The organism is Pseudoalteromonas sp. H103, assembly GCF_001469205.1.
In the GTDB taxonomy this organism is placed as follows: Bacteria; Pseudomonadota; Gammaproteobacteria; order Enterobacterales; family Alteromonadaceae; genus Pseudoalteromonas; species Pseudoalteromonas carrageenovora.
Genome location: NZ_LOFG01000021.1, coordinates 61,466 through 81,809 on the forward strand (window position 1 = coordinate 61,466; position 20,344 = coordinate 81,809).

The 20,344-nt window shown below is 40.1% G+C and carries 16 protein-coding genes; 8 read left to right on the forward strand and 8 right to left on the reverse strand.

The window, feature by feature from the left end; translation table 11 throughout:
• Positions 1-96: 96 nt before the first annotated feature.
• From ATS74_RS18980 to ATS74_RS18990, 3 genes are read left to right on the forward strand one after another with little or no spacing between them, the layout of a single operon-like run.
• Positions 97-552 carry a YaiI/YqxD family protein gene (locus ATS74_RS18980; RefSeq protein WP_058405404.1) on the forward strand — a complete coding sequence of 152 codons (456 nt, stop codon included), beginning with the start codon at positions 97-99 and terminating at the stop codon, positions 550-552.
• Positions 553-1,095 carry a DUF6942 family protein gene (locus tag ATS74_RS18985; protein ID WP_058550427.1) on the forward strand — a complete coding sequence of 181 codons (543 nt, stop codon included), beginning with the start codon at positions 553-555 and terminating at the stop codon, positions 1,093-1,095.
• A gap of 17 nt (positions 1,096-1,112) precedes the next feature.
• Entirely contained in the window at positions 1,113-1,505 is a 393-nt protein-coding gene (locus ATS74_RS18990; RefSeq protein ID WP_058550428.1) for an ACT domain-containing protein, read from the forward strand.
• A gap of 108 nt (positions 1,506-1,613) precedes the next feature.
• Here the strand turns inward: ATS74_RS18990 and ATS74_RS18995 are convergent, their stop codons facing one another.
• The 6 genes from ATS74_RS18995 to ATS74_RS19020 form a co-directional block, all read right to left on the reverse strand.
• Entirely contained in the window at positions 1,614-2,045 is a 432-nt protein-coding gene (locus ATS74_RS18995) for a hypothetical protein (protein WP_058550429.1), read from the reverse strand.
• 166 nt (positions 2,046-2,211) lie between these two features.
• The gene (locus ATS74_RS19000; RefSeq protein ID WP_058550430.1) at positions 2,212-2,868 is read right to left on the reverse strand and encodes a class I SAM-dependent methyltransferase; all 657 of its coding nucleotides are present in this window, start codon (positions 2,866-2,868) and stop codon (positions 2,212-2,214) included.
• A 20-nt stretch (positions 2,869-2,888) separates the two neighbouring features.
• Positions 2,889-6,539, reverse strand: a complete 3,651-nt coding sequence (locus ATS74_RS19005) for an AAA family ATPase (protein ID WP_058550431.1) — start codon at positions 6,537-6,539, stop codon at positions 2,889-2,891.
• Positions 6,536-7,783 (reverse strand): exonuclease SbcCD subunit D, encoded by a 1,248-nt coding sequence (locus ATS74_RS19010; RefSeq protein WP_058550432.1) that lies wholly within the window; start codon positions 7,781-7,783, stop codon positions 6,536-6,538. The genes ATS74_RS19005 and ATS74_RS19010 overlap by 4 nt, the downstream gene beginning before the upstream one ends.
• A gap of 79 nt (positions 7,784-7,862) precedes the next feature.
• A complete protein-coding gene (locus ATS74_RS19015) occupies positions 7,863-8,099 on the reverse strand; it encodes a hypothetical protein (protein WP_058550433.1) in 237 nt (78 codons plus the stop codon).
• 134 nt (positions 8,100-8,233) lie between these two features.
• On the reverse strand, positions 8,234-8,470 hold the full coding sequence (locus ATS74_RS19020; protein WP_058550434.1) for a hypothetical protein: 237 nt from the start codon (positions 8,468-8,470) through the stop codon (positions 8,234-8,236).
• A gap of 293 nt (positions 8,471-8,763) precedes the next feature.
• On the opposite strand from ATS74_RS19020, the gene ATS74_RS19025 reads away from it, so the two are divergent.
• The 4 genes from ATS74_RS19025 (at position 8,764) to ATS74_RS19040 (ending at position 13,478) form a co-directional block, all read left to right on the forward strand.
• Positions 8,764-11,211, forward strand: coding sequence for a M1 family metallopeptidase (locus tag ATS74_RS19025; protein ID WP_058550435.1), 2,448 nt, complete (start codon positions 8,764-8,766; stop codon positions 11,209-11,211).
• Positions 11,211-11,705, forward strand: coding sequence for a DUF6702 family protein (locus tag ATS74_RS19030; protein WP_058550436.1), 495 nt, complete (start codon positions 11,211-11,213; stop codon positions 11,703-11,705). Before ATS74_RS19025 ends, ATS74_RS19030 begins: the two co-directional genes overlap by 1 nt.
• 308 nt (positions 11,706-12,013) lie before the next feature.
• Complete coding sequence (locus tag ATS74_RS19035) at positions 12,014-12,631, forward strand: HAD family hydrolase (protein ID WP_058550437.1); 618 nt, start codon at positions 12,014-12,016, stop codon at positions 12,629-12,631.
• Between the two features lie 121 nt (positions 12,632-12,752).
• Positions 12,753-13,478, forward strand: a complete 726-nt coding sequence (locus ATS74_RS19040) for a YebC/PmpR family DNA-binding transcriptional regulator (RefSeq protein WP_058550438.1) — start codon at positions 12,753-12,755, stop codon at positions 13,476-13,478.
• 197 nt (positions 13,479-13,675) lie between these two features.
• On the opposite strand, the gene ATS74_RS19045 is transcribed toward ATS74_RS19040, so the two are convergent.
• Positions 13,676-15,856 (reverse strand): malate synthase G, encoded by a 2,181-nt coding sequence (locus tag ATS74_RS19045; RefSeq protein WP_058550439.1) that lies wholly within the window; start codon positions 15,854-15,856, stop codon positions 13,676-13,678.
• A gap of 243 nt (positions 15,857-16,099) precedes the next feature.
• Between ATS74_RS19045 and ATS74_RS19050 the strand changes: the two genes are divergently transcribed.
• A complete protein-coding gene (locus ATS74_RS19050; protein WP_058550440.1) occupies positions 16,100-17,701 on the forward strand; it encodes an isocitrate lyase in 1,602 nt (533 codons plus the stop codon).
• A gap of 556 nt (positions 17,702-18,257) precedes the next feature.
• Here the strand turns inward: ATS74_RS19050 and ATS74_RS19055 are convergent.
• Positions 18,258-20,288 (reverse strand): S9 family peptidase, encoded by a 2,031-nt coding sequence (locus ATS74_RS19055; protein WP_058550441.1) that lies wholly within the window; start codon positions 20,286-20,288, stop codon positions 18,258-18,260.
• Positions 20,289-20,344: the final 56 nt, after the last annotated feature.

Consider the following 20,344-nt stretch of genomic DNA (forward strand, 5'->3'; position numbering starts at 1 on the left):
ATGTTTGTACGATCGCAAGCAAATAAAGTTTGCTAGCCGATTAAAATAAATTGCTATAGGATCAGCTAAATACTAGAGCAATTAAAAGATTAAAGTATGAAAATATGGGTAGATGCCGACGCGTGCCCCGTGGTAATAAAAGAAATTCTTTTTAGAGCAGCAGAGCGCACGCAAACACCAACCATTTTAGTGGCTAATCATGCAATGCGCATTCCGCCTTCAAAGTTTATTAGCCGCGTTCAGGTTTCGAGCGGGTTTGATGTGGCCGATGACGAAATAGTAAAGCGCGTAGAAAAAGGTGATTTAGTTATCACGGGCGATATACCCCTTGCCAGCGAAGTTATTGATAACGGCGGCCAAGCACTTAACCCGCGTGGAGAGCTTTACACGCCAGAAAACATTCGCTCGTTATTAAACGTGCGCGACTTTATGGATACGATGCGCTCAAGCGGCGTTGAAATGAGTGGCGGGCCTCCACCACTTAGCCAAACCGACCGCCAAAACTTTGCTAATAACCTTGACCGAATTTTAGCGCAAAACAAGGCCAAGTAAGTGACAGAGCAAGCTATTGGCCTAGGTGTACAAAATTTTAATGTAGCCGTGTATGTCGCAAAAGCGCCGCCGATGCCCTACTTTGAAACCCTGCAAAGTGTTGAGCCTGTAATAAACGAGCAAATAAATACCATAAATCAGCATTGTGGAAATGGTTGGCGCAAGGTGTTTAACGTATACGCTAAAGTGCTATTTGCACTACCGAGCGAGCATTACAGCTTTGCTAAACAAGCCGATAGTTGGCAAGCGTATCGCGATACATTTTTACTGCAAAATAACAGTAAAACAGCCCTTTTATTTAGTGCGCCAATTATTAACGGCACTAATAAAAACCAGTTACATATAATTGCTGGGCGTACACATGCAAAAAACTTACTTCAACAAGGTAAGCTAAATGCGCAATTTAATTGGCTAGACGATGAGTTTGCAATTGATACAACGAATAATATTATTGTGTGCCCGTATTTCGATTACAGGCAGCTAAGTAATATAAAAATTGCGAGATTAAGCGAGCTAGTTGCCAAGCTTAAAACATCTAATTGAAAATGTAAGGAGTCAACATGGCAGGAATTTTAGAATTAAACACCTTGCTTAAAACAATGAACCCCGAGCTTAAGCAAGATGAATACATATTTTGTTGTTTAGCAGGCAGCCTTGCCGACTATGTTCATTTAAACCCACTTGCCAGTTATGTTGAAGATGAAGGCCTAACCCTTATTTTAAACGCAGACACAGCCGAGAAAGCCGGTATTACTTACGAGAGTAAATATAATTTAATTACCCTTAATGTGCATTCAAGCCTTGAGGCTGTAGGGTTAACCGCTGCGGTATCGGCTAAATTAACCGAGCATAATATTAGCGCTAACGTAGTAGCTGCGTTCTATCACGACCATATTTTTATACAAACCGATAAAGCGCAGGCCGCGATGAAAGCACTTGGAGAGATTGGTTAGAGACTTAGTTGATATAAATCTGATCTGAGTAACTTGTAATCAGTGGTTTGCGATCTTTTTTATGTAAAACACAAAGCCGATATTGCAGTATCGGCTTTGGTTGTTGTTTTATTTATCGCTGCAAAAGTGACGCGCTACAGACTCTAGTTTTACTTTATCGCCTGCAGTTACGGCTACACATTGCGTATTTTTATCAAGTTTTTGCTTTTGAATTACAGTAAATTCACCCTCGTTGGCAGCGTATAAATTATATTGATAGGCATCATTACCGCCTTCAAATAATGCGGTAAATAACCCTCCCACTAACCCACCAATTATTGCTCCGCCGAGCATTTCTTCGCTGTTGCCATCTAAGTTATCGACAAAGCCGAATCCGGCGCCAGCTGCTATTCCTGTGCCTACTTCAGATGAAAGTGTTACGGGTTGCATTGATTCTACTGATGCGTAGTAACGCTTAACTATTTGGTTTTGATTGTTTCGATCTACCCCTTGTGATGCACAGCCTGAGAGTAGTAATACCGCGATAAGATACTTTTCCATGTTGAATCCCTTAAAATATTTAATAGGGAGATTGTAAGTATGAAAGCATAAAAAATATGTGAGGAGTTTGTTTGTAGCTGTCAGGAAATGTAAGGATGTGTATAAAATAAAACACCGAGTATGCATACTCGGTGTTATGGGGTTACATTACGTAAACTTTATGTTTTTAAACAACGTACCCGCTAAAACCAAGCGCTTTAAAATAAAGCTTAGGAATGCCGTATTTACACTCGTTAAGTAACTCGCTAAAGCGCATTCTATCAAGTGGGTAAAATTCACTTTCTAAGTTTTGAGCTGTGTAGGCTTGCCCTGCATCACTTAAGCCTAAATCGGCACACACTGTAATTTGTGCTTCGCGCTCAAAGTCGGTTTCGGGTTTCATTAAATCGCTGATAAATAAGTTTGCGCCTTTATTTAAATTAGCTTTAATGTTTTTAAGTAGCTGCTTTTTACTGCCGTCGTCTTCTAAAAAGTGCATTACGAGTAGGCATAGTGCGGCATCGGCCTTTGTTGAAAGTTTATCAAGCTCGCCTTCAATAACGTTAACGCGCTCTGATATGCCTTGCTCTTCAAACTCTTGTTTAGCAATGGCGAGCATATCACTAGAGATATCTTGCGCAGTAAATTGCCAGGTAGGGTTTAATGCTGCTAGGGCGAGTACTTCTTTTCCTGTACCAGCGCCTACGACTAAAATATGCGCATTATCCTTAAGAGTTGCTTTAAGTTGTGCATTGGTAACTTGGTGTAATAGCTCATAACCAGGCACTAAGCGTGTTATACGGCTATTGTATTGAGTTGCTTGCTCGTCTTTAAATGTTGGCATTTTTAACTCCTTTAATCAGCTTATAAAACTTCAACAGTGGAGTATCCACCACTTTGTTTACTTACATGTACTTGCGTGGCTACACGTTCGCTCATTTCACTCACGTGCGATATAACCCCTACTTTGCGGCCTTGTGCTTGTAATGAATCGAGCGCGTCCATAGCAACGCTGAGTGTTTCGCTATCTAACGTACCAAACCCTTCGTCAATAAACAAAGAGTTGATTTGAACTTTATTTGACGAAAGCGATGCAAGCCCTAATGCCAGTGCCAGTGATACTAAAAATGATTCACCACCAGAGAGCGTATTAACCGAGCGTTGTTCGTCGGCCATGTCGCGGTCAATAATGGCAATATCGAGCGATTGCGCAATGGCTGTGAGCTCGTAGCGTTTGTTAAGGGTTTTTAAATGGCTATTTGCATAATGCAGTAATATTTTTAGCGTTTGTGTTTGCGCTAAATTACGCATGGTTTTACCGGTTGCATCGCCTAATACTTTATTAAGTAGGTGCCACTGCTCTACTTGCTTTTTAAGGGTAGCGAGCTCAGTTTGTTTACCTTCAAGTGCTTTAGCATTTTGATTGTGCTGCCCTATGGCGGTATTAGTGGCAAGTAAACTATTTTGCTGCTCAGTTTGCTTTGTATTTAATGCCGCTAATTGTTCGCTAAGTTCTGTGTGGCTTTGTGATGGCTTGTTAGTATTTTGATGATCTGTATGCGCACTTTGTTGCTGTTTAAGCGCAGCATTTGCATCTAAAAGTGCAGCTGAAAGCTGCTCAAACTGGGTTAAATGGGCTTTAATTTGCTCGCTGCTTAACGTTAGTAAAATTGTGATCTGCTCATGCGTTGCCTCATTATACTGGGCTTTAAAGTCACTAAACCACTGCTTATAACGCGCATCAAGGGTTGTAAGCTCTGTGCTTTGCTCGGCTAATCGAAGCTCTGCGTTTTTAAGCTCAATTGCATGCTCGTCTCGTTTTTTTACAGCACTATCATAAGCTTGCTGGCTTGCGTTTAACTGTGTTTGGCATTGCTCAAGCTGGGCATTAATTTTTGCTTGATAGTCGTTTGCGCTTATTTGTTCGTTATTAAATAATGCAAGGCGCTCACTTTGTGTTGTATTTTGTAGCTGCTGATCGCTGACTAAATCATCTTTTAGTGTTTTAAGTGCACTCTCGCTTTTAGTAATTAGCGGCGTAAGTTGCTGCAATTGCTGATTAGCAGTATCTATTTGTTTTTGGCTTTGCTCAAGTTGCGCATGTGTTTGCTGATACTGCTCAACCTGCTGGCTTAAATCGCTTAAGTTAAGTGAGCCTGTTTGTAGTTGCTGCCAAAAGTTGCTGTGTTCAAATTGTGCATTAAGCGTTGTAGTGAGCTCACTAATTTGCGACGTTAGCTCAGCGTGTTTTGTATTTATTTGGCTTAGTTTATTGGTTAAATCACTATTTAAATTATACAATTGTTGCTGTGTTTGTTGCTCTGCTTTTAGTGAGTTTTGTTGTTGGTTTACTTTTTCTTGCAGGGCATTTTGTTGTTTTTGCGATTCAAAATACTGCGCTTTTTGCTCATTAAGCTGTTTATAGGTTTCATCTAGCTGCTCTGCTGTAAGTGCATTTAGATGAGTACGCGCAGCCTCCATGGTGGTTTTCATTTCGCTTCGTTTAGCATTGAGCGTTTGAATGGTTTGTCCGTGCTGAGCGTGTTCGTTAACGAGTACGGCATGCTGTGTTTGATGCGTGTGTAACTGAGTTTGGGCACTATCGTGCTGCTTTTTAGCATTAGTATAGCTGGCTTCAAAATCGGCTATTAAGTTGTTTAATTGCGAGTTTTGGTTAGTAGCATAGGGGTGCTCGGTTGCACCGCACACTACGCAGGGCTCGTTAGGGTTAAGCTGTGCGCGCAAATGCTCTACGTTTTCGCTGGCACGCAGGTGAGCTTGGTTTAGCGCGTATTCGTTATGTTTTAGTGCTTGCTCGCACGTTGCTAGGTTTTGTAAAAGCGAGTGCTGCTGTTGTTCACTTTGGCTAAGTTTAGCTGCAATGTTATTTTGCGCTTGTGTGCTTTGCTTAAGCTCTTGGGTAAATTGTGCGTAGCGTATTCGCTGCTCTTTTAAATAATCAATATTTTTAAGTTCGCTGTCGCATTGCTCAATATTAAATTGGCGCTGTTGCTCGTTCAGCTCGTTTAGGTTTTTTTGATCATGGCTTAGTTGCTGCTCTTGCTGCTCTACTTTTTTATTTTGCGTTGTTAAAAGCTCTGCCTGTTTGCTTTGCTCAGTAAGTAACGCCTGGTTTTGAGCAGCTGTTGCTTTAAGCTGCTCATTAGCGCTTAGATACTGATTAAAGCTATGTAGGTAGTAATTCCAATCATTAGCCAACGGTTTAAGCTGCGTGTGATCAGCAAGCCATTGCTGATGCTGCGTGTTTAGCTTAGTTGCTTCGTCAAGCGCGGTTTGGCTTTGCTTATGTTGCGCGTGTAAATCACTTAATTGCTGTTGCTCTTTGTCGCGTTGCTGAGTAAGGCTAGTAATGCTTTGTGCGTGTATAGCAAGCTGGCTGTCTAGCTCGCGGGCTTTTGCAATAATTGGCTCAGCAGATTGCTTTTGCTCTTGCGCTGTTTTTAACTCGCTTTGCTTTGTTTTAAGTGTTGCGGCCTGCCCTTCTATAAGCGCGGCATGGTCAATATTTTTTAAGTCAGTTATTTGTGTATTAAGGGCGTTATTTTGCGCCGTTAAATACTCATGTCGCTTACGGTTATCTTTTATTTCTAGCGCACTTTGTGCTTGTTTTGCTTGCTCGCTTTGCTGTGCAATAGCTGCAAGTTCGTTGTTTGCATGTTGCTGATTTTTTGTGGCTTCTTCAAGTGCTTGCTCAAGTGCACTGGCTTGCTTATACCAGTTTAGACTTTGCTCTGTGCTTATTAGCGCTTTTTTAGTATCTTCTATTTGCTGTTTTAGCTCATTAAGCGTGGTGTGTTTTACTGCTAATTCATCTTCACTTAATAAGGTATAGCTTGCGAGGCTTGCTTGAAGTAAATCAAATTTATCTTTTAATTCTTTGTTGCGCTCAAATATACGTTTACCAATCAGGCTAAATTTGTCGGTGCCCGTTAGGCATTCTAATAATTGCGCGCGCTCATCGCCGGTGGCTTTTAAAAAGGCAGCAAATTCGTGCTGCGCTAATAATACCGCGCGGGAGAATTGTTCAAAGCTTAAACCTATTTTGGTTTCTATTTCTTTTATGGTTTGGCTTTTGTCGGCTATTAGGGTTTCATCTGGCAAGGTAACTAACGTATGTTCGGCTACTTTTAATTTACCCGTTACTTTTTTATGGGTGCGCTGGATTGAATATCGCGCGCGGTAAAGTTGTTTGTCCTGCCCTATAAAATCGACCTCAGCGAAGCCTTCCCACTTTCCTCGGCGCAATAAGTTACGCGCATCGTTTAATTTTATGCTGTCGCCATTAAAATCAATAAGATTACCTTTATCGCCTTTTAGCCGTGCTGTTTTTGTGTAAAGTGCTAAACAAATGGCATCTAAAAAGGTACTTTTACCCGCGCCTGTGTCACCGGTTATAGCAAATAAGCCCGCATCTTTTAGTGGAGCTTGAGTAAAGTCGATTTCGGCGTCAACAATAGATGCTAAGTTATGTATGCGAACTGCGGTTATTTTCATAGTTGCTCTTGCTCCGTCAGCTCATTTATAACATCGCTTAAAAGTGCTTTTAGTTCATCGGGTACACTTTGCCCGGCCATGTCTTTGTCATTTGCAAAGGCTTGTTCTAATAAATTGAGCGGGTTGAGCATTTCAACTTCACTTAAATCTTCAAATACAGATTCGTTGTCGTCTGTTGCTGATTTTTCACGTACTCGTTCAATACCACAAAATTTTACATTTTTGCCCTCTAGTGCTTGTTCTATTTGTTCTCTGAAAGTGGTGTCGGTATCACTTGATTTAAGCTTTACGCGTAAATATGGCGCTAATGTACTTTGCGGTGTATCGAGGGTTTTAATTTGTTCGCACAGTTCATCTAATGGTACACACTCCCCTTTTGGTAAAATAATAACGCCGGCTGAGCGCGGAATGTAAAGGGGGTTTACAGTTGTGCTAACACTCTGTTTTTCATCGCTTTTAAATTCGATAATATTAACTTGGTGAGTGTAATTACGCTCTGAAAACGACATAGGAATAGGCGTGCCGCTGTAGCGAATAGCATCATTTTTAGCAACTTGTTGCGCTTTGTGTAAATGGCCTAGAGCTACATAATTGGCTTTATTGCCAAATACATTGGCTGAAATAGACTCTTCCCCGCCTATCACTAAGTTACGCTCTGAATCGCTTGATATGTCGCCGCCTTTAGCATGTAAATGGCCCATAACTATTAACGGTGAATTTTGCTCATTAATTTTATAAGCATGCTCAAGGGCAAGCTCATATGCTTTTGCAACGCCTTGTGCGTAGCTAGGGCCGTTTTTTGTTTGGCTTAGTGAACTTATATCGCTTGAGCGTAAAAAAGGCATAGCGGCGATTACAGCGCGTTTATTATTAGTGTTTATTTCTATAATAATATCGCTAGGCGCTGATACATCAAAACGCCCTACTACGTGTGTATCAAATTGAGCAAGCAAAGGCTGAGCCGCCAAAATACGATTTGCAGAGTCATGGTTGCCCGCGATAAGAACCACATGTAATTGTGGGCACTGCTTTTTAACGTCTTTTATAAACTGATAAAGTTGGTTTTCGGCGCTAGCGCTTGGTGTTGCCGTATGATAAATGTCGCCTGCAACTAATAATAAATCTATTTGTTGCTCAACAAGTGTGGCAAGTAACCAGGTAAAAAATGCTTGATGCTCTACACGGCGGTCGTGTTCGTAAAATTGTTGGCCAAGGTGCCAATCTGAGGTGTGGAGGACTTTCATGTCGCGCTCTTAATAAAACCGTAAGAGCGCCAATATACCCAAGGCAGTTAAAGATGCAAGCCTTGGGCGTGCTTTAGCGCTAGGTTAAGTTATACCACGCTGCAAAAATAACCGGTAAAGCTAAAAGTGCCATTAATAATGGTAATTTTAACGTTTTAGTTTGCTTTGCTTGTAATGCTTTAAGTGCGTTTGTTTCGTTACAGGCCGCTACTTTATCAATATAAAAATAACCTGAATCGAGATACTGCTTGCAGTTGTTCTCACTTGCTGGGATTGCAATTAGTTCTTGTTGTTTTTTTAGGATGTAAAAATCCATAAGCCCACCGCATTTCTTACTAGTAATCGATACAAATTTGAGGATAAATGTGACGAATTTATTTGCCTCAAATAAAAAGGTGGGCGATTTTAAATACAAACAGCAACAAAGATCAACCTAAAATTACACTATTTTTAATTTATCGTATAAATAGTTAAAATTAATGAAAACACCGCAATATTTGCGCCAATTATTAGCCACATTTTACTGTGTTTTTGTTCAGTAGGTAAGCGTTTGAGCGCATCTTGCTTGTCGCATGCCGACACCACATTAACATACGAATATTGGTTAGCTTCGTAGCGTTCAAGTAATGATTTTTCAGCAGGGATTGCTTCGAGCTGATGATCTTTTTTTACGATGTAAAATTTCATACGTTGCCCCTTTAACACGTTACTTAATTTAACTTTAAGCTATTACTATGAATTAGGCCTGAAGCAAGTAAATTCAAGGGTGTGTACCTGTTTTGATACGTGGACTCTTCTGAGTTTTGTAAACCCCCTTTACACTTTTTAGCTTGTTGCATTTTGTTACAAAATAACTGTATTTTTTTATACTTAAAAATAGGCGTATATCACCCTAAAAATACGGTACTTGGTCGCTAATTTATTGAAGCTTGAAGGTATATTTGTCAAAGTACGCTCACAAAATTATTTTAGGACTAACAATGAAAAAAATAAGTCTTACGCTAAGTGCTTTTGTATTGCCGTTGGCAATATCTAGTGCAGCTATGGCGTCTTCAGTTGAGCAAACAAAAGGCTCTTACGTTGATAAGTTTCGTCAATTAGACGAAGCTCTTCCAACACCTAATGTTTACCGCAGTGCAGCCGGTGAGCCGGGTGAAAATTATTGGCAGCAACGTGTTAATTACGACATTGATGTAAAGCTAGACGAAAAAAAACGCCGTATTACTGGTAGCCAAAGTATTGAATATAAAAATAACTCGCCACATACATTAAAATATTTGTGGTTACAGCTAGATCAAAATATATTTAAAAGCGACTCTATTGCTGAAACAACTAAAACTTTTAAAAGCACACTTAATAGCTTACCTGCGCAAAAGCCAGCTAAGTTAAGTTTAGGTGAGCTTCGTCGTCAGCAGTTTATGAGCGATAACGAACTGGGTTATACAATTAGTGGCGTTAAAGATGACAATGGCAAAGAGTTACGTGTAACGGTTGTTGATACATTAATGCGCATTGATTTAAACGAGCCATTAAAGCCAGGCAAAGAAGCTGAGTTTAGTATGAACTTTGCTTTTAACATTGTAGAAGAAGATGCCGTTGGCGCACGCTCTGGTTACGAGCACTTTGAAGAAGATGGCAACGATATATTTTTACTTGCTCAGTGGTTTCCGCGTTTAGCTGCTTACACAGATTACGAAGCATGGACTAACAAACCGTTTTTAGGTTCTGGTGAGTTTACGCTTGAATTTGGTGACTACGACGTAGAAATTACGGTTCCTGCAGATCACATTGTATCGGCAACAGGTAAGCTTGATAACGCAAGTAAAGTACTTACACGCACTCAACGTAATCGCTTAGAAAAAGCAGAAACGTCAAAACGCCCTGTGTTTATCGTTACTGAAGAAGAAGCGTTAGAAAACGAAAAAGAAGGCACCGACAAAACTAAAACCTGGCACTTTAAAGCAGAAAATGTACGTGACTTTGCTTGGGCGTCTTCTCGTAAGTTTATGTGGGATGCAAAAGGGTATCAGCAAGGCGGCGACGTTCAACCGCTCGTAATGGCTATGTCGTTCTTCCCTAAAGAAGGTGGCGATTTATGGAAAAAATACTCAACCGAAGCTGTAGTGCATACGATGGAAGTGTACTCTAAGTACTCGTTTGATTACCCATACCCAGTGGCTCAATCGGTAAATGGACCAGTGGGTGGTATGGAATACCCAATGATTACCTTTAACGGTCCGCGTACGAAGCTACAGGACGATGGTACGCGTACTTATTCGCAAGCTGAAAAGCGTTTTTTACTTGGCGTAGTTATTCATGAAGTTGGTCATATTTACTTCCCTATGATTGTTAACTCAGATGAACGCCAATGGACGTGGATGGATGAAGGCTTAAATAGCTTTTTAGATGGCGTTGCTGGTCGTGAATGGGATCCTAGGATTCCTTGGGGCGTTGAGCCACGCGATATAGTGAGCTACATGAAGTCTGAAAACCAAGTACCTGTAATGACTCAGTCTGACAGCGTATTACGTTTAGGTCCAAATGCTTATACTAAACCTGCTGCTGCACTTAATATTTTACGTGAAGTTATTTTAGGTCGCGATTTATTTGATTTTGCATTTAAAGAGTACGCTCAGCGCTGGAAATACAAGCGTCCTACTCCAGCAGATTTTTTCCGTACCATGGAAGAAGCCTCTGGTGTTGATTTAGATTGGTTTTGGCGTGGTTGGTTTTACACCACAGACCATGTAGATATTTCGCTGGATAAAGTTTATCAACTGCGTTTAGACACTAAAAACCCAGATATTGACTACAGCCGCCTACGCGATATTGAAGCCGATAAGCCAACGTCTTTATTTGTTGAGCGCAATCGAGCTGAAGGTAAAAAAACGTGGGTTGAGAAAAATACTGACGTCACAGATTTTTACGACGAAAACGACCGCTTTACTGTTACCAATAAAGAGCGTAACTCGTATAACAAGTTCTTAAAAGGTTTAGAGCCTTGGGAGCGTAAAACGCTAGACCGCGCGCTTGAAGAAGATAAAAACTATTATGTTATGGAATTTTCAAACCTAGGTGGTTTGGTAATGCCTATTTTGTTAGAGCTAACTTATGAAGATGGCACTACCGAAGAGCGTTATATTCCTGCTGAAATTTGGCGTCGTAATTACAAAAACGTTCAAAAGCTAATTGTTACTGATAAGAACAAACCACTTGTTTCGGTAACTGTTGATCCACGCTGGGAAACTGCAGATGTGGATGTTGAGAACAATAACTACCCTCGTCGTATTATTCCTTCGCGTATAGAAGTATTCAAAAAGGAAAAGAGTAAAGCTAAGGTTAGCCGCGATATCATGCAAGATATTAAAACTGAGCTTAAAACGGACGAGAAAAAAGACGAAAAGGATGACGGTGAGGAGCAACAGTAATGCGCTTTTTGCTTGTTATTGTTTGCCTTTTAGTTGCTGCGCCAAGTATGGCGCATCAACTAAAGTCATCAGTTACTACTGTGCTTTTTAATAAACGTACGAGTAATATTGAGCTTATGCATCGCTTTTACTTACATGACACCGAGCATGCTGTAGGTAAATTATTTGAAGGCAAGGTTGATATTATTAGCAATAAAGTTGATCAGCAGCGTTTTGCTAAATATGTTGAATCGCATGTGGCTTTAAAAACGCTCAGCGGTGAAACTTTGAAGCTTAACTCTGTTGGAGCACAAGTAGATGGTAAGTTTTTTTGGGTATACCAAGAGGCGGCCATTCCTAAAGGGATTAAGGGTATAAAAATGAGTAATGGCGCACTGCGTGATTTATGGCCATCTCAGGTAAATATGGTAAACGTTGAAGGTAAAGGAAAAATTAAAACCCTTAACTTTAGCCAAGACGATACTTGGCTTGAAGCCCGCTTTGAGCAAAACTAATATTTAATACTTTCCCAACCGACGCGCACTGCAGTTAATGTGCGCGTTTTCTTTATACGTTTAAACTGTGTTCATTTTTGATCTGCTATATGTAAATTTGCGTAAAGATTGGTAGTTCAGTTTGTATATTTACCTTTTATTGCGCATGCTACAATTACCAATTATATTTACTGTGTTATCAATAGATTGATAGCGGTGAAAATAAATAATTTAAATATGGTTTCATTTATCCTTTTATATAAAGGCATAAGCAGTAGAGATTTTTATGTTTAAATTTCATTTAGTACTAACTAAATTCAGGGAATGATATGACTACTCAGGTAGAGGCTATTTATGGTGTTATTTTTGATTTAGATGGAACCCTAGTTTCGTCAGAATTAGATTTTTCGTTAATAAAAGCTCAGATTGGTTGCCCTTGTGAACAAGATTTACTTGATTACATTGCTCAGTTGCCATCCCCTTATATGCGTGAGGAGGCAATGAATATTGTTCATCAACACGAGTTAATAGACGCTCAACATGCCAGTATTTTACCGGGCGTGGCTGATGCCGTTAATGCTTTAAAAGCAAAAAAGATTCCTATGGCTATTGTTACTCGCAATTTTGATAAAGCAGCTGCGATTAAGCTACAAAATAACCCACTCCCTATTGAAACAGTATTAACCCGAAGTGATGCGCCAGCAAAGCCCGATCCGAGTGCGTTAAATGCAATTTCTACACTATGGAATATAAGCCCTAGCAATTTATTGTACGTAGGGGATTTTCTATACGATATACAAGCTGCACATAATGCGAATATGCGCGCTTGTTTATACGCTCCTGATACCACTCCAGCATACGCCGACCAAGCGGATTATGTTTTACATGATTTTATAGAATTAGTGACTTTGGTAGACAGCTACTCTAAAAAAATAGAATTATGTTAAATAGCGTGCAGTTTTATTTATTCAACAAATAGAGCTGCATTATTTAAATTTGATAACTAGCCCAATACGACTGAAATTGATAAAATATGGCAAAAGGTAACGTATTCATTAGAGGCACAAAATGGGCAGAGCATTTGTAGTTCGTCAAAGTTCTATGATCAAAACAGCCAACGCAAAAACAAAAATAAACTCAAAGTACGGTAAGGAGATTTACGTTGCAGCAAAAAATGGCGAACCCGATCCTGAAGTTAATCAAACGCTACGTCGCTTAATCGAAAAAGCTAAAAAAGACCAAGTTCCAGCACACGTTATTGAAAAAGCAATTGAAAAAGCAGCCGGTGGGGCAGGGGAAGATTACTCTGTTGCTCGCTACGAAGGGTATGGCCCTGGAAATTGCATGGTTATTGTTGATTGCTTAACAGATAACCCAAACCGTACAATAAAAGATGTGCGCTTACCGTTTACTAAAACAGACTCAAAAATTGGTACTCCTGGGTGTGTTGCACATATGTTTGATCATTATGCAGTACTTGGTTTTGCTGGTGATGACGATGAAGTTGTACTAGAAGCATTAATGATGGCCGATGTAGATGTGAGCGATGTTGAGTGCGAGAATGGTAAAGTATCGGTTTTTGCTCCGCCAACAGAATACTTTAAAGCTAAAACTGCCCTTGAAGACGCATTTGAAGGCATTAACTTTGAAGTAGACGAAATAACGTTTATTCCTCAAGTTAATATTGAAATTGAAGACGAAGAAGTGATTGCTAACTTTGATAAGTTTATAAATATGCTTGAAGATTGTGACGATGTACAAAATATTTATCACAATGCTATTGTAAAAAATTAGAGTAAACTCCTAAAAATATTAAAGAAGCGCGTTTTGTGTAAGCAAAACGCGCTTTTTTACGTTTGAATATATGTTAGATATTCATGCGTATTATGCTAATTTGGATATATCTTTTACAAATGTCATAAAAGTACAAATATTTTAATTTTAGGTTATAAAAACCAGCTCCAAGGCCGGTTTAGTAACGTTAAAGTGTATTAGCTTTTCTGTGATTTATATTTGATACGGTAGTTATGCAGTAATGGCTCGGTGTAACCACTTGGTTGTTTTGCACCTTCTAAAACTAAAGCTAAAGCGGCTTGATAAGCAATGCTATTTTTAAGTGATAGCTCGTTACTTGCCATAGGTTTATAAGCGCTGTCGTGCTCGTTTTGGCCATCAACTACTTTAGCCATTTTAGCCATTGTTGACTCTATTTGAGCCTGGGTACATACCCTATGGTGAAGCCAATTAGCCATATGTTGGCTTGAAATACGCAGTGTAGCTCTGTCTTCCATTAAACCTACATGGTTTATATCGGGCACTTTTGAGCAGCCAATCCCTTGGTCTATCCAACGTACAACATAACCTAAAATGCCTTGTGCATTGTTTTCAAGCTCACTTTGAATATCTTCTTTTGAGAGCGCTGTAACATTGTCCATTAATGGTGGCGTAAGTAAGTCGCTAAGGCTTGCTTGTGCACGTGTCGCTATGTTTTGTTGCTCGTTAAATACATTTACATCATGATAATGCATTGCATGTAAGGTCGCCGCTGTAGGGGAGGGTACCCATGCGGTATTGGCGCCAGATTGCGGGTGCGCAAGTTTTTGCTCCATCATTAGTGCCATTTTATCTGGCATTGGCCACATGCCCTTACCTATTTGTGCTTTGTGACTTAAGCCACAAGCAAGGCCAATATCTACGTTACGGTCTTCGTATGCTTGGATCCATGGCTGCTTTTTAATCTCAGCTTTTGGTAATACAACTCCTGCATGCATTGAGGTATGAATTTCGTCTCCGGTTCTATCTAAAAAGCCGGTGTTAATAAATACAACACGCTCTTTAGCTCTATGTATACAGGCTTTTAAATTTGCAGAGGTGCGGCGCTCTTCATCCATAATACCCATTTTAAGTGTATTTTTAGGTAAACCTAGTGCCTCTTCTACGTGGCTAAACAATGTGTTGGTAAAGGCGACTTCGTCGGGGCCATGCATTTTTGGCTTTACAATATTTATACTTTGCGCGCTTGAGTTTTTAATGCCTGTTTTTTTGTTTAAGTCGTGCAGGGCTGCTGTGGCTGTAAACATTGCATCCATAATGCCTTCAAATACAGGCTGACCGTAAATATCAGAAATAGCCGGATTAGTCATTAAATGGCCTACATTACGTACAAACATCATACTACGGCCTTTTAAGGTCACTGTGCCACCATCAAGAGCTGTGTATGTTTTATCGCTTTGTAAGGTGCGCTCTACCGTTTTATTTCCTTTTTTAAATGACTCAGTTAAATTACCTTGCATAAGGCCTAACCAATTTTTATAAACTTGTACTTTATCCTCGGCATCAACTGCGGCTACAGAGTCTTCGCAATCCATTATGGTAGTGAGAGCGGCCTCGAGTACGACATCTTTTAAGCCAGCTTTATCGGCTTGGCCAATAGGGTGGTGATGGTCTATTTGTAGTTCTAAATGTAGGCCATTATTTTTTAATAAAATAACGCTTGGGTTTTGTGCTTCACCCTTAAAGCCAACAAGTTGTGAAGGGTTAGCAAGCGTTGTTTGCGAGCTGTCGCGAAGCGTTATCACTAGGCTGCCATTAACTACTGAGTAATTAGTGCTTTCAATGTGCGAACCATTACTTAGCGGTAATGCTTTATCTAAAAACTGGCGTGCATAAGCCATTACTTTAAAGCCGCGCACTGGGTTATATGTGCTGCCTTTTTCGGCGCCGTCTTCTTCACTTAGCACGTCTGTGCCGTAAAGAGCGTCGTATAATGAACCCCAGCGAGCATTCGCTGCGTTAAGCGCAAAGCGTGCATTACTAACAGGCACAACTAATTGTGGGCCAGCTGTAAGTGCGACCTCAGGCTCAACATTTTGAGTCTCAATACTAAAATTTTCAGGCTCTTTTACCAAGTAACCTATTTCTTGTAAAAAAGAGTGATATGCAGCGCTGTCCCACGATTTATTTTTTAAGTGGTAGTCGTCTATTTGCTGCTGCAATTGCTCTCTTTTTTCAAGTAGTGCACGGTTTGTTGGCGTCAATGTTTGCACTATATTTGCAAAGCTTTTCCAAAATTGCTGCTCTGATAAATGAGTACCTGGAAGTAGCTTTGTTTTAACAAAGTCAGCTAGCTGTGTATCTACGCTTAGCCCTGAGTGTGTGAGAGTGTGAGTCATAATTACCTTCCTTAAACGGTGCCGTGTGTTGTTTTTATAAGTGTGTGTTAAACAAACAATACCGCATAAATACAGTGTTGAGTGCTTTTTGCTCATTCATAAAATATATAGCCGCAATAACAACTATAAATTTACTAAATCTAAAAAATGAGCCTAATGTTGAATTAAGCAAACGGAGCACACACTCCTAGCCACTCTCACAACATTAAAATAATTTATAGACCCGTTCGAAGGATTTTTATTATGACAACGTACACACACGAAACAGACACTCTAGCGACCCTTTGCCAATCACAAGGTAATGCGTGGAAAGCAATTAACCCAGAGTATGCAAGCCGCATGCGTTTACAAAACCGCTTTCGTACTGGGATTGAAATTGCACAATACACAGCCGACGTAATGCGTGAAGATATGGCTGCATACGATAAAGACACAAGCCAATACACACAGTCTTTAGGGTGCTGGCATGGTTTTACTGCGCAGCAGATGATGATGGCTATTAAGCGTCATCAAAAAACAACTAAACGCAGTTACGTTTACTTAAGTGGTTGGATGGTTGCAGCGCTTCGCTCTGCATTTGGCCCATTACCCGATCAAAGCATGCACGAGAAAACATCGGTACCTGCATTAATTGAAGAGATTTATACGTTTTTAAAACAAGCTGATGCACGTGAACTAGACCATTTGTTTAACGATTTAGATGAAGCAAAAGCAAATGGTGGTGATGTACAAGCTGTGCTTGATAAAATCGATAACTTTGAAACCCATGTAGTGCCAATTATTGCCGATATTGACGCTGGCTTTGGTAACGAAGAAGCAACCTACTTACTTGCTAAAAAAATGATTGAAGCCGGCGCGTGTGCCATTCAGATTGAAAACCAAGTGTCTGACGCTAAACAATGTGGCCACCAAGCGGGTAAAGTGACCGTACCGCATGAAGACTTTTTAGCAAAAATTAATGCTGTTCGTTACGCATTTTTAGAGCTAGGGATTGATAACGGTATTATTGTGGCACGTACCGACTCGTTAGGTGCAAGCCTTACACAAAAAGTGCCGGTATCTCAAACGCCTGGTGATTTAGCTAGCCAATACAACGCCTTTTTAGAAACTACACCTATTAATGGGGTAGATGACTTAAATGAAGGTGATACCGCAATGAAAATTAACGGTGAGCTTTGTAAACCAACTCGTCTTGAAAATGGTTTATACCAGTTCCGCGAAGGCACTGAAAAAGACCGCGTAGTACTTGATTGTATTACTAGCTTACAGTCGGGCGCTGATTTACTGTGGATTGAAACAGAAAAACCACATGTTAAACAAATTGCAGAACTGGTAAATCGCGTTAAAGAGCAAGTACCTGATGCTAAGCTTGTATACAATAACTCTCCTTCATTTAACTGGACGCTTAAGTTCCGCGAGCAAGTGTACCAAGAATGGCAAGAAGCTGGTCGTGACTTAAGTGCTTACCCAAGCTTAGGTGACAACAAAGGTTTAATGGCACCAGAAATGGATGACACTGAGCTTGCTCAAGCAGCTGACTTGCTAGTACAAAACTTCCAGCGCGATGGCGCACGTGAAGCCGGTATTTTCCATCACTTAATCACATTACCTACGTATCACACTGCTGCACTAAGCACTGATATTTTATCTGAAGGTTACTTTGGTGACATGGGTATGCTGGCTTATGTACGTGATGTACAGCGCCAAGAAATTCGCCGTGAGCAGGCGTCAGTTAAGCATCAGGATCTTGCTGGTTCTAACATTGGCGATACTCACAAAGAGTACTTTTCGGGTGATAATGCACTTAAAGCAGGTGGTGAAGATAACACCATGAACCAATTTTAAATTCCTAACTAGATAGTGTTACTCAAGGGCCGGTAGGCCCTTTTTTATTATTTTAAATAAAGTTACGTCACTGACGTACAGCTACAGATCATACTTTAACCAACCAAATTATTTTGGATCACGATTTAACTATCTGAGTAAATTTACAGATCAGAGTTTAACTAACACGGTGTAAAACACATTTTTAACGCTAATTTTTACCGTAAAGGACCTTTGTTGGGCATTAAAAAGCCGATAAGTTACTGATTTTAGGTTTATGGAAAGATTAAATGTGTTTTATAAACCGATTTTTTACTAACTTCTCGTTGCTATAAAACAAAATTTTACTAACTGAGAGGTTATAAACAGTGGCTCAAACCGCTTTTTTACTAACTCAAACTAGTTAAAATAGTATAAACCGAAATTTTACTAACTGAAGTTTTAGCTAAGTCCGATATTTGTCTGCCATAAAACTGTAAAGGGGGTTTACAGTTTGAATGCTACAGCAGTAAATTTAAAAGCCACTTATTTAAAGTGGCTTTTATTTGAACTATAGATTTATTATTTTGAAATTAGGTTATTTAGTATGCTTATCAAACCACCATTGAATGTAAGCTACTTTAGTCATTAAGTTAGATGGGCGTGTAGTAATACCGTGAGAGGCATTAGGAATACGCACCATGGCTGTATCAACACCCTGTAGTTTTAACGCTTGATAAAACTGCTCCGTTTCTGATATTGGTGTACGGTAGTCAGATTCTCCAGTAAGCAACATGGTTGGTGTGGTTACATTACCTACATAGCTTATTGGTGAGCGCTTCATGTAGTGCTCAATGTGATCCCACGGTTTACCCGGAAACCAGTAATCGGCAAAAAATGGATAAAAGTCAGCAGTTAGTACAAAGCTGATCCAATTAATAACGGGTTTAGCAACCACCGCTGCTGCAAAGCGGTCAGTGTGGCCTACAATCCATGCTGTTAGTACACCACCGCCGGAGCCACCTGTTACAAATAACTTAGACTCATCTATAAAGCCTTTTTCAATTACTGCATCAACGCCGGTCATTAAATCATCAAAGTCGTTGCTTGGGTAATTATGGTGTATGGTTTGAGCAAATTCTTTACCGTATGAATCACTCCCACGTGGGTTCATATATAAAACTACATTACCTTTGGCGGCGAATAACTGTACTTCAGCACTAAAATGAGGACCATAATTAGCAACCGGCCCGCCGTGTATTTCTAGTATTAGTGGGTATTTTTTACTGCTATCAAACTCAGGCGGGTACGTAATCCAGCCCTGAATAGGCAGCTCATCGTGGCTTGATTTAACCCATATTTCTTCAACTTTAGCTAATTGCTTGGTATCGAGTGCATCGGCATTTAGGTTTGTTAAACGCTCAGCTTTACCTCGTTTAACGCTAGCTATATCTGCTGGGCGTTGAGTATCTCCCAACGTAAAAGCGACATCACCATCTTCACTCACATCAAAGTCGCCACCCGAATAAGGGCGACCAAAAGCAACGCTGCCAATTTGCTCAGTGATTACTTTACGTTTACCGCTTCGAGGTTGATAGGCAAGGGCGGTTTGGCCTTGATCGGCATAGCTAAAGTACACACCTTTTGAGTTAGCACTCCATTTAATTTTCCCAACGCTTCTATCAAAATTAGGGGTTAAACTTTTTGTATCACCCGTTTTTAAATCACGAATATAAAGCTGGGTATTTTCGTAATTAGTGCGTTTGTCATCGTAACCTGTGTACGCTAAATAACGACCGTCGGGAGAGATTTTAGGTTGCTGATCAGGGCCATTTCTATCAGTTATTGGCTCAATAGCTAAGGTATTTAAATTAAGTTTATACACTTCGCTATTGGTTGGTTTAAGTAAGTTTTGCTCGTGTCTGTTTGCTGAAAAATAAAGTGATTTCCCATCTTTACTAAAACTAACATCGCCAGTGTTATCAAATTCATCATTTGTGAGTTGCTGTGCATTCCCACCGTTGGCATCTATGGCAAAAAGCTGGCTAAATCCTTTTTGCGTATAACCGCCACCATCTGCTCGGTAGTAAACATCGTCAATAAATTTTGCTGGCTCTGCCCACGTTGCACCTTTTGGCTTTCCCGGTAAGCTTACTGGCGCCGAAGAGTTGCTTGGAACAAACATGCTAAAAACAAGCTGGCTTGAATCTGGGCTCCACGAAATAGCACGAGGGGAGCTTGTTAAGTTACTAATTTTTGCTATTGCACCGGTTTTTAGCCACTTCATATAAATTTGGCTACTGCCATCGCGGGTAGATATAAAAGCAAGGCGCTGACCATCTGGAGAAAGCACTGGCGAGTAATCCATATGCACGCCAGAAGTTAATGGCTGCAATTGCTTAGTTTTATAATCAACAGACCAAATATTACCTATTTTACGGTCGGTTTTTATATCCATACGGTTACGAACAAAATAAACCGTTTTACCGTTTTCGGTCATATCTATTTGATTGGCGTATTCTAAATTGAATACGTCTTGTAATTGCAGTGTATTTGTTTCAGCGTAGGCTAAATTACTGCATCCTAAAACGAGGCTACTGCCAAAACTAAGCGCTAAAAACTTTTTCATTTGTGATCCCTGTTGTGATTTTTATCATTCTAAATGTATTTATATGATAGCTTTTC

Coding starts and splice junctions, on each gene's coding strand:
- ATS74_RS18980 (WP_058405404.1), top strand. CDS start 97: ATGAAAATATGGGTAGATGCCGACGCGTGCCCCGTGGTAATAAAAGAA.
- ATS74_RS18990 (WP_058550428.1), top strand. CDS start 1,113: ATGGCAGGAATTTTAGAATTAAACACCTTGCTTAAAACAATGAACCCC.
- ATS74_RS18995 (WP_058550429.1), bottom strand. CDS start 2,045: ATGGAAAAGTATCTTATCGCGGTATTACTACTCTCAGGCTGTGCATCA.
- ATS74_RS19000 (WP_058550430.1), bottom strand. CDS start 2,868: ATGCCAACATTTAAAGACGAGCAAGCAACTCAATACAATAGCCGTATA.
- ATS74_RS19005 (WP_058550431.1), bottom strand. CDS start 6,539: ATGAAAATAACCGCAGTTCGCATACATAACTTAGCATCTATTGTTGAC.
- ATS74_RS19010 (WP_058550432.1), bottom strand. CDS start 7,783: ATGAAAGTCCTCCACACCTCAGATTGGCACCTTGGCCAACAATTTTAC.
- ATS74_RS19015 (WP_058550433.1), bottom strand. CDS start 8,099: ATGGATTTTTACATCCTAAAAAAACAACAAGAACTAATTGCAATCCCA.
- ATS74_RS19020 (WP_058550434.1), bottom strand. CDS start 8,470: ATGAAATTTTACATCGTAAAAAAAGATCATCAGCTCGAAGCAATCCCT.
- ATS74_RS19025 (WP_058550435.1), top strand. CDS start 8,764: ATGAAAAAAATAAGTCTTACGCTAAGTGCTTTTGTATTGCCGTTGGCA.
- ATS74_RS19030 (WP_058550436.1), top strand. CDS start 11,211: ATGCGCTTTTTGCTTGTTATTGTTTGCCTTTTAGTTGCTGCGCCAAGT.
- ATS74_RS19035 (WP_058550437.1), top strand. CDS start 12,014: ATGACTACTCAGGTAGAGGCTATTTATGGTGTTATTTTTGATTTAGAT.
- ATS74_RS19040 (WP_058550438.1), top strand. CDS start 12,753: ATGGGCAGAGCATTTGTAGTTCGTCAAAGTTCTATGATCAAAACAGCC.
- ATS74_RS19045 (WP_058550439.1), bottom strand. CDS start 15,856: ATGACTCACACTCTCACACACTCAGGGCTAAGCGTAGATACACAGCTA.
- ATS74_RS19050 (WP_058550440.1), top strand. CDS start 16,100: ATGACAACGTACACACACGAAACAGACACTCTAGCGACCCTTTGCCAA.
- ATS74_RS19055 (WP_058550441.1), bottom strand. CDS start 20,288: ATGAAAAAGTTTTTAGCGCTTAGTTTTGGCAGTAGCCTCGTTTTAGGA.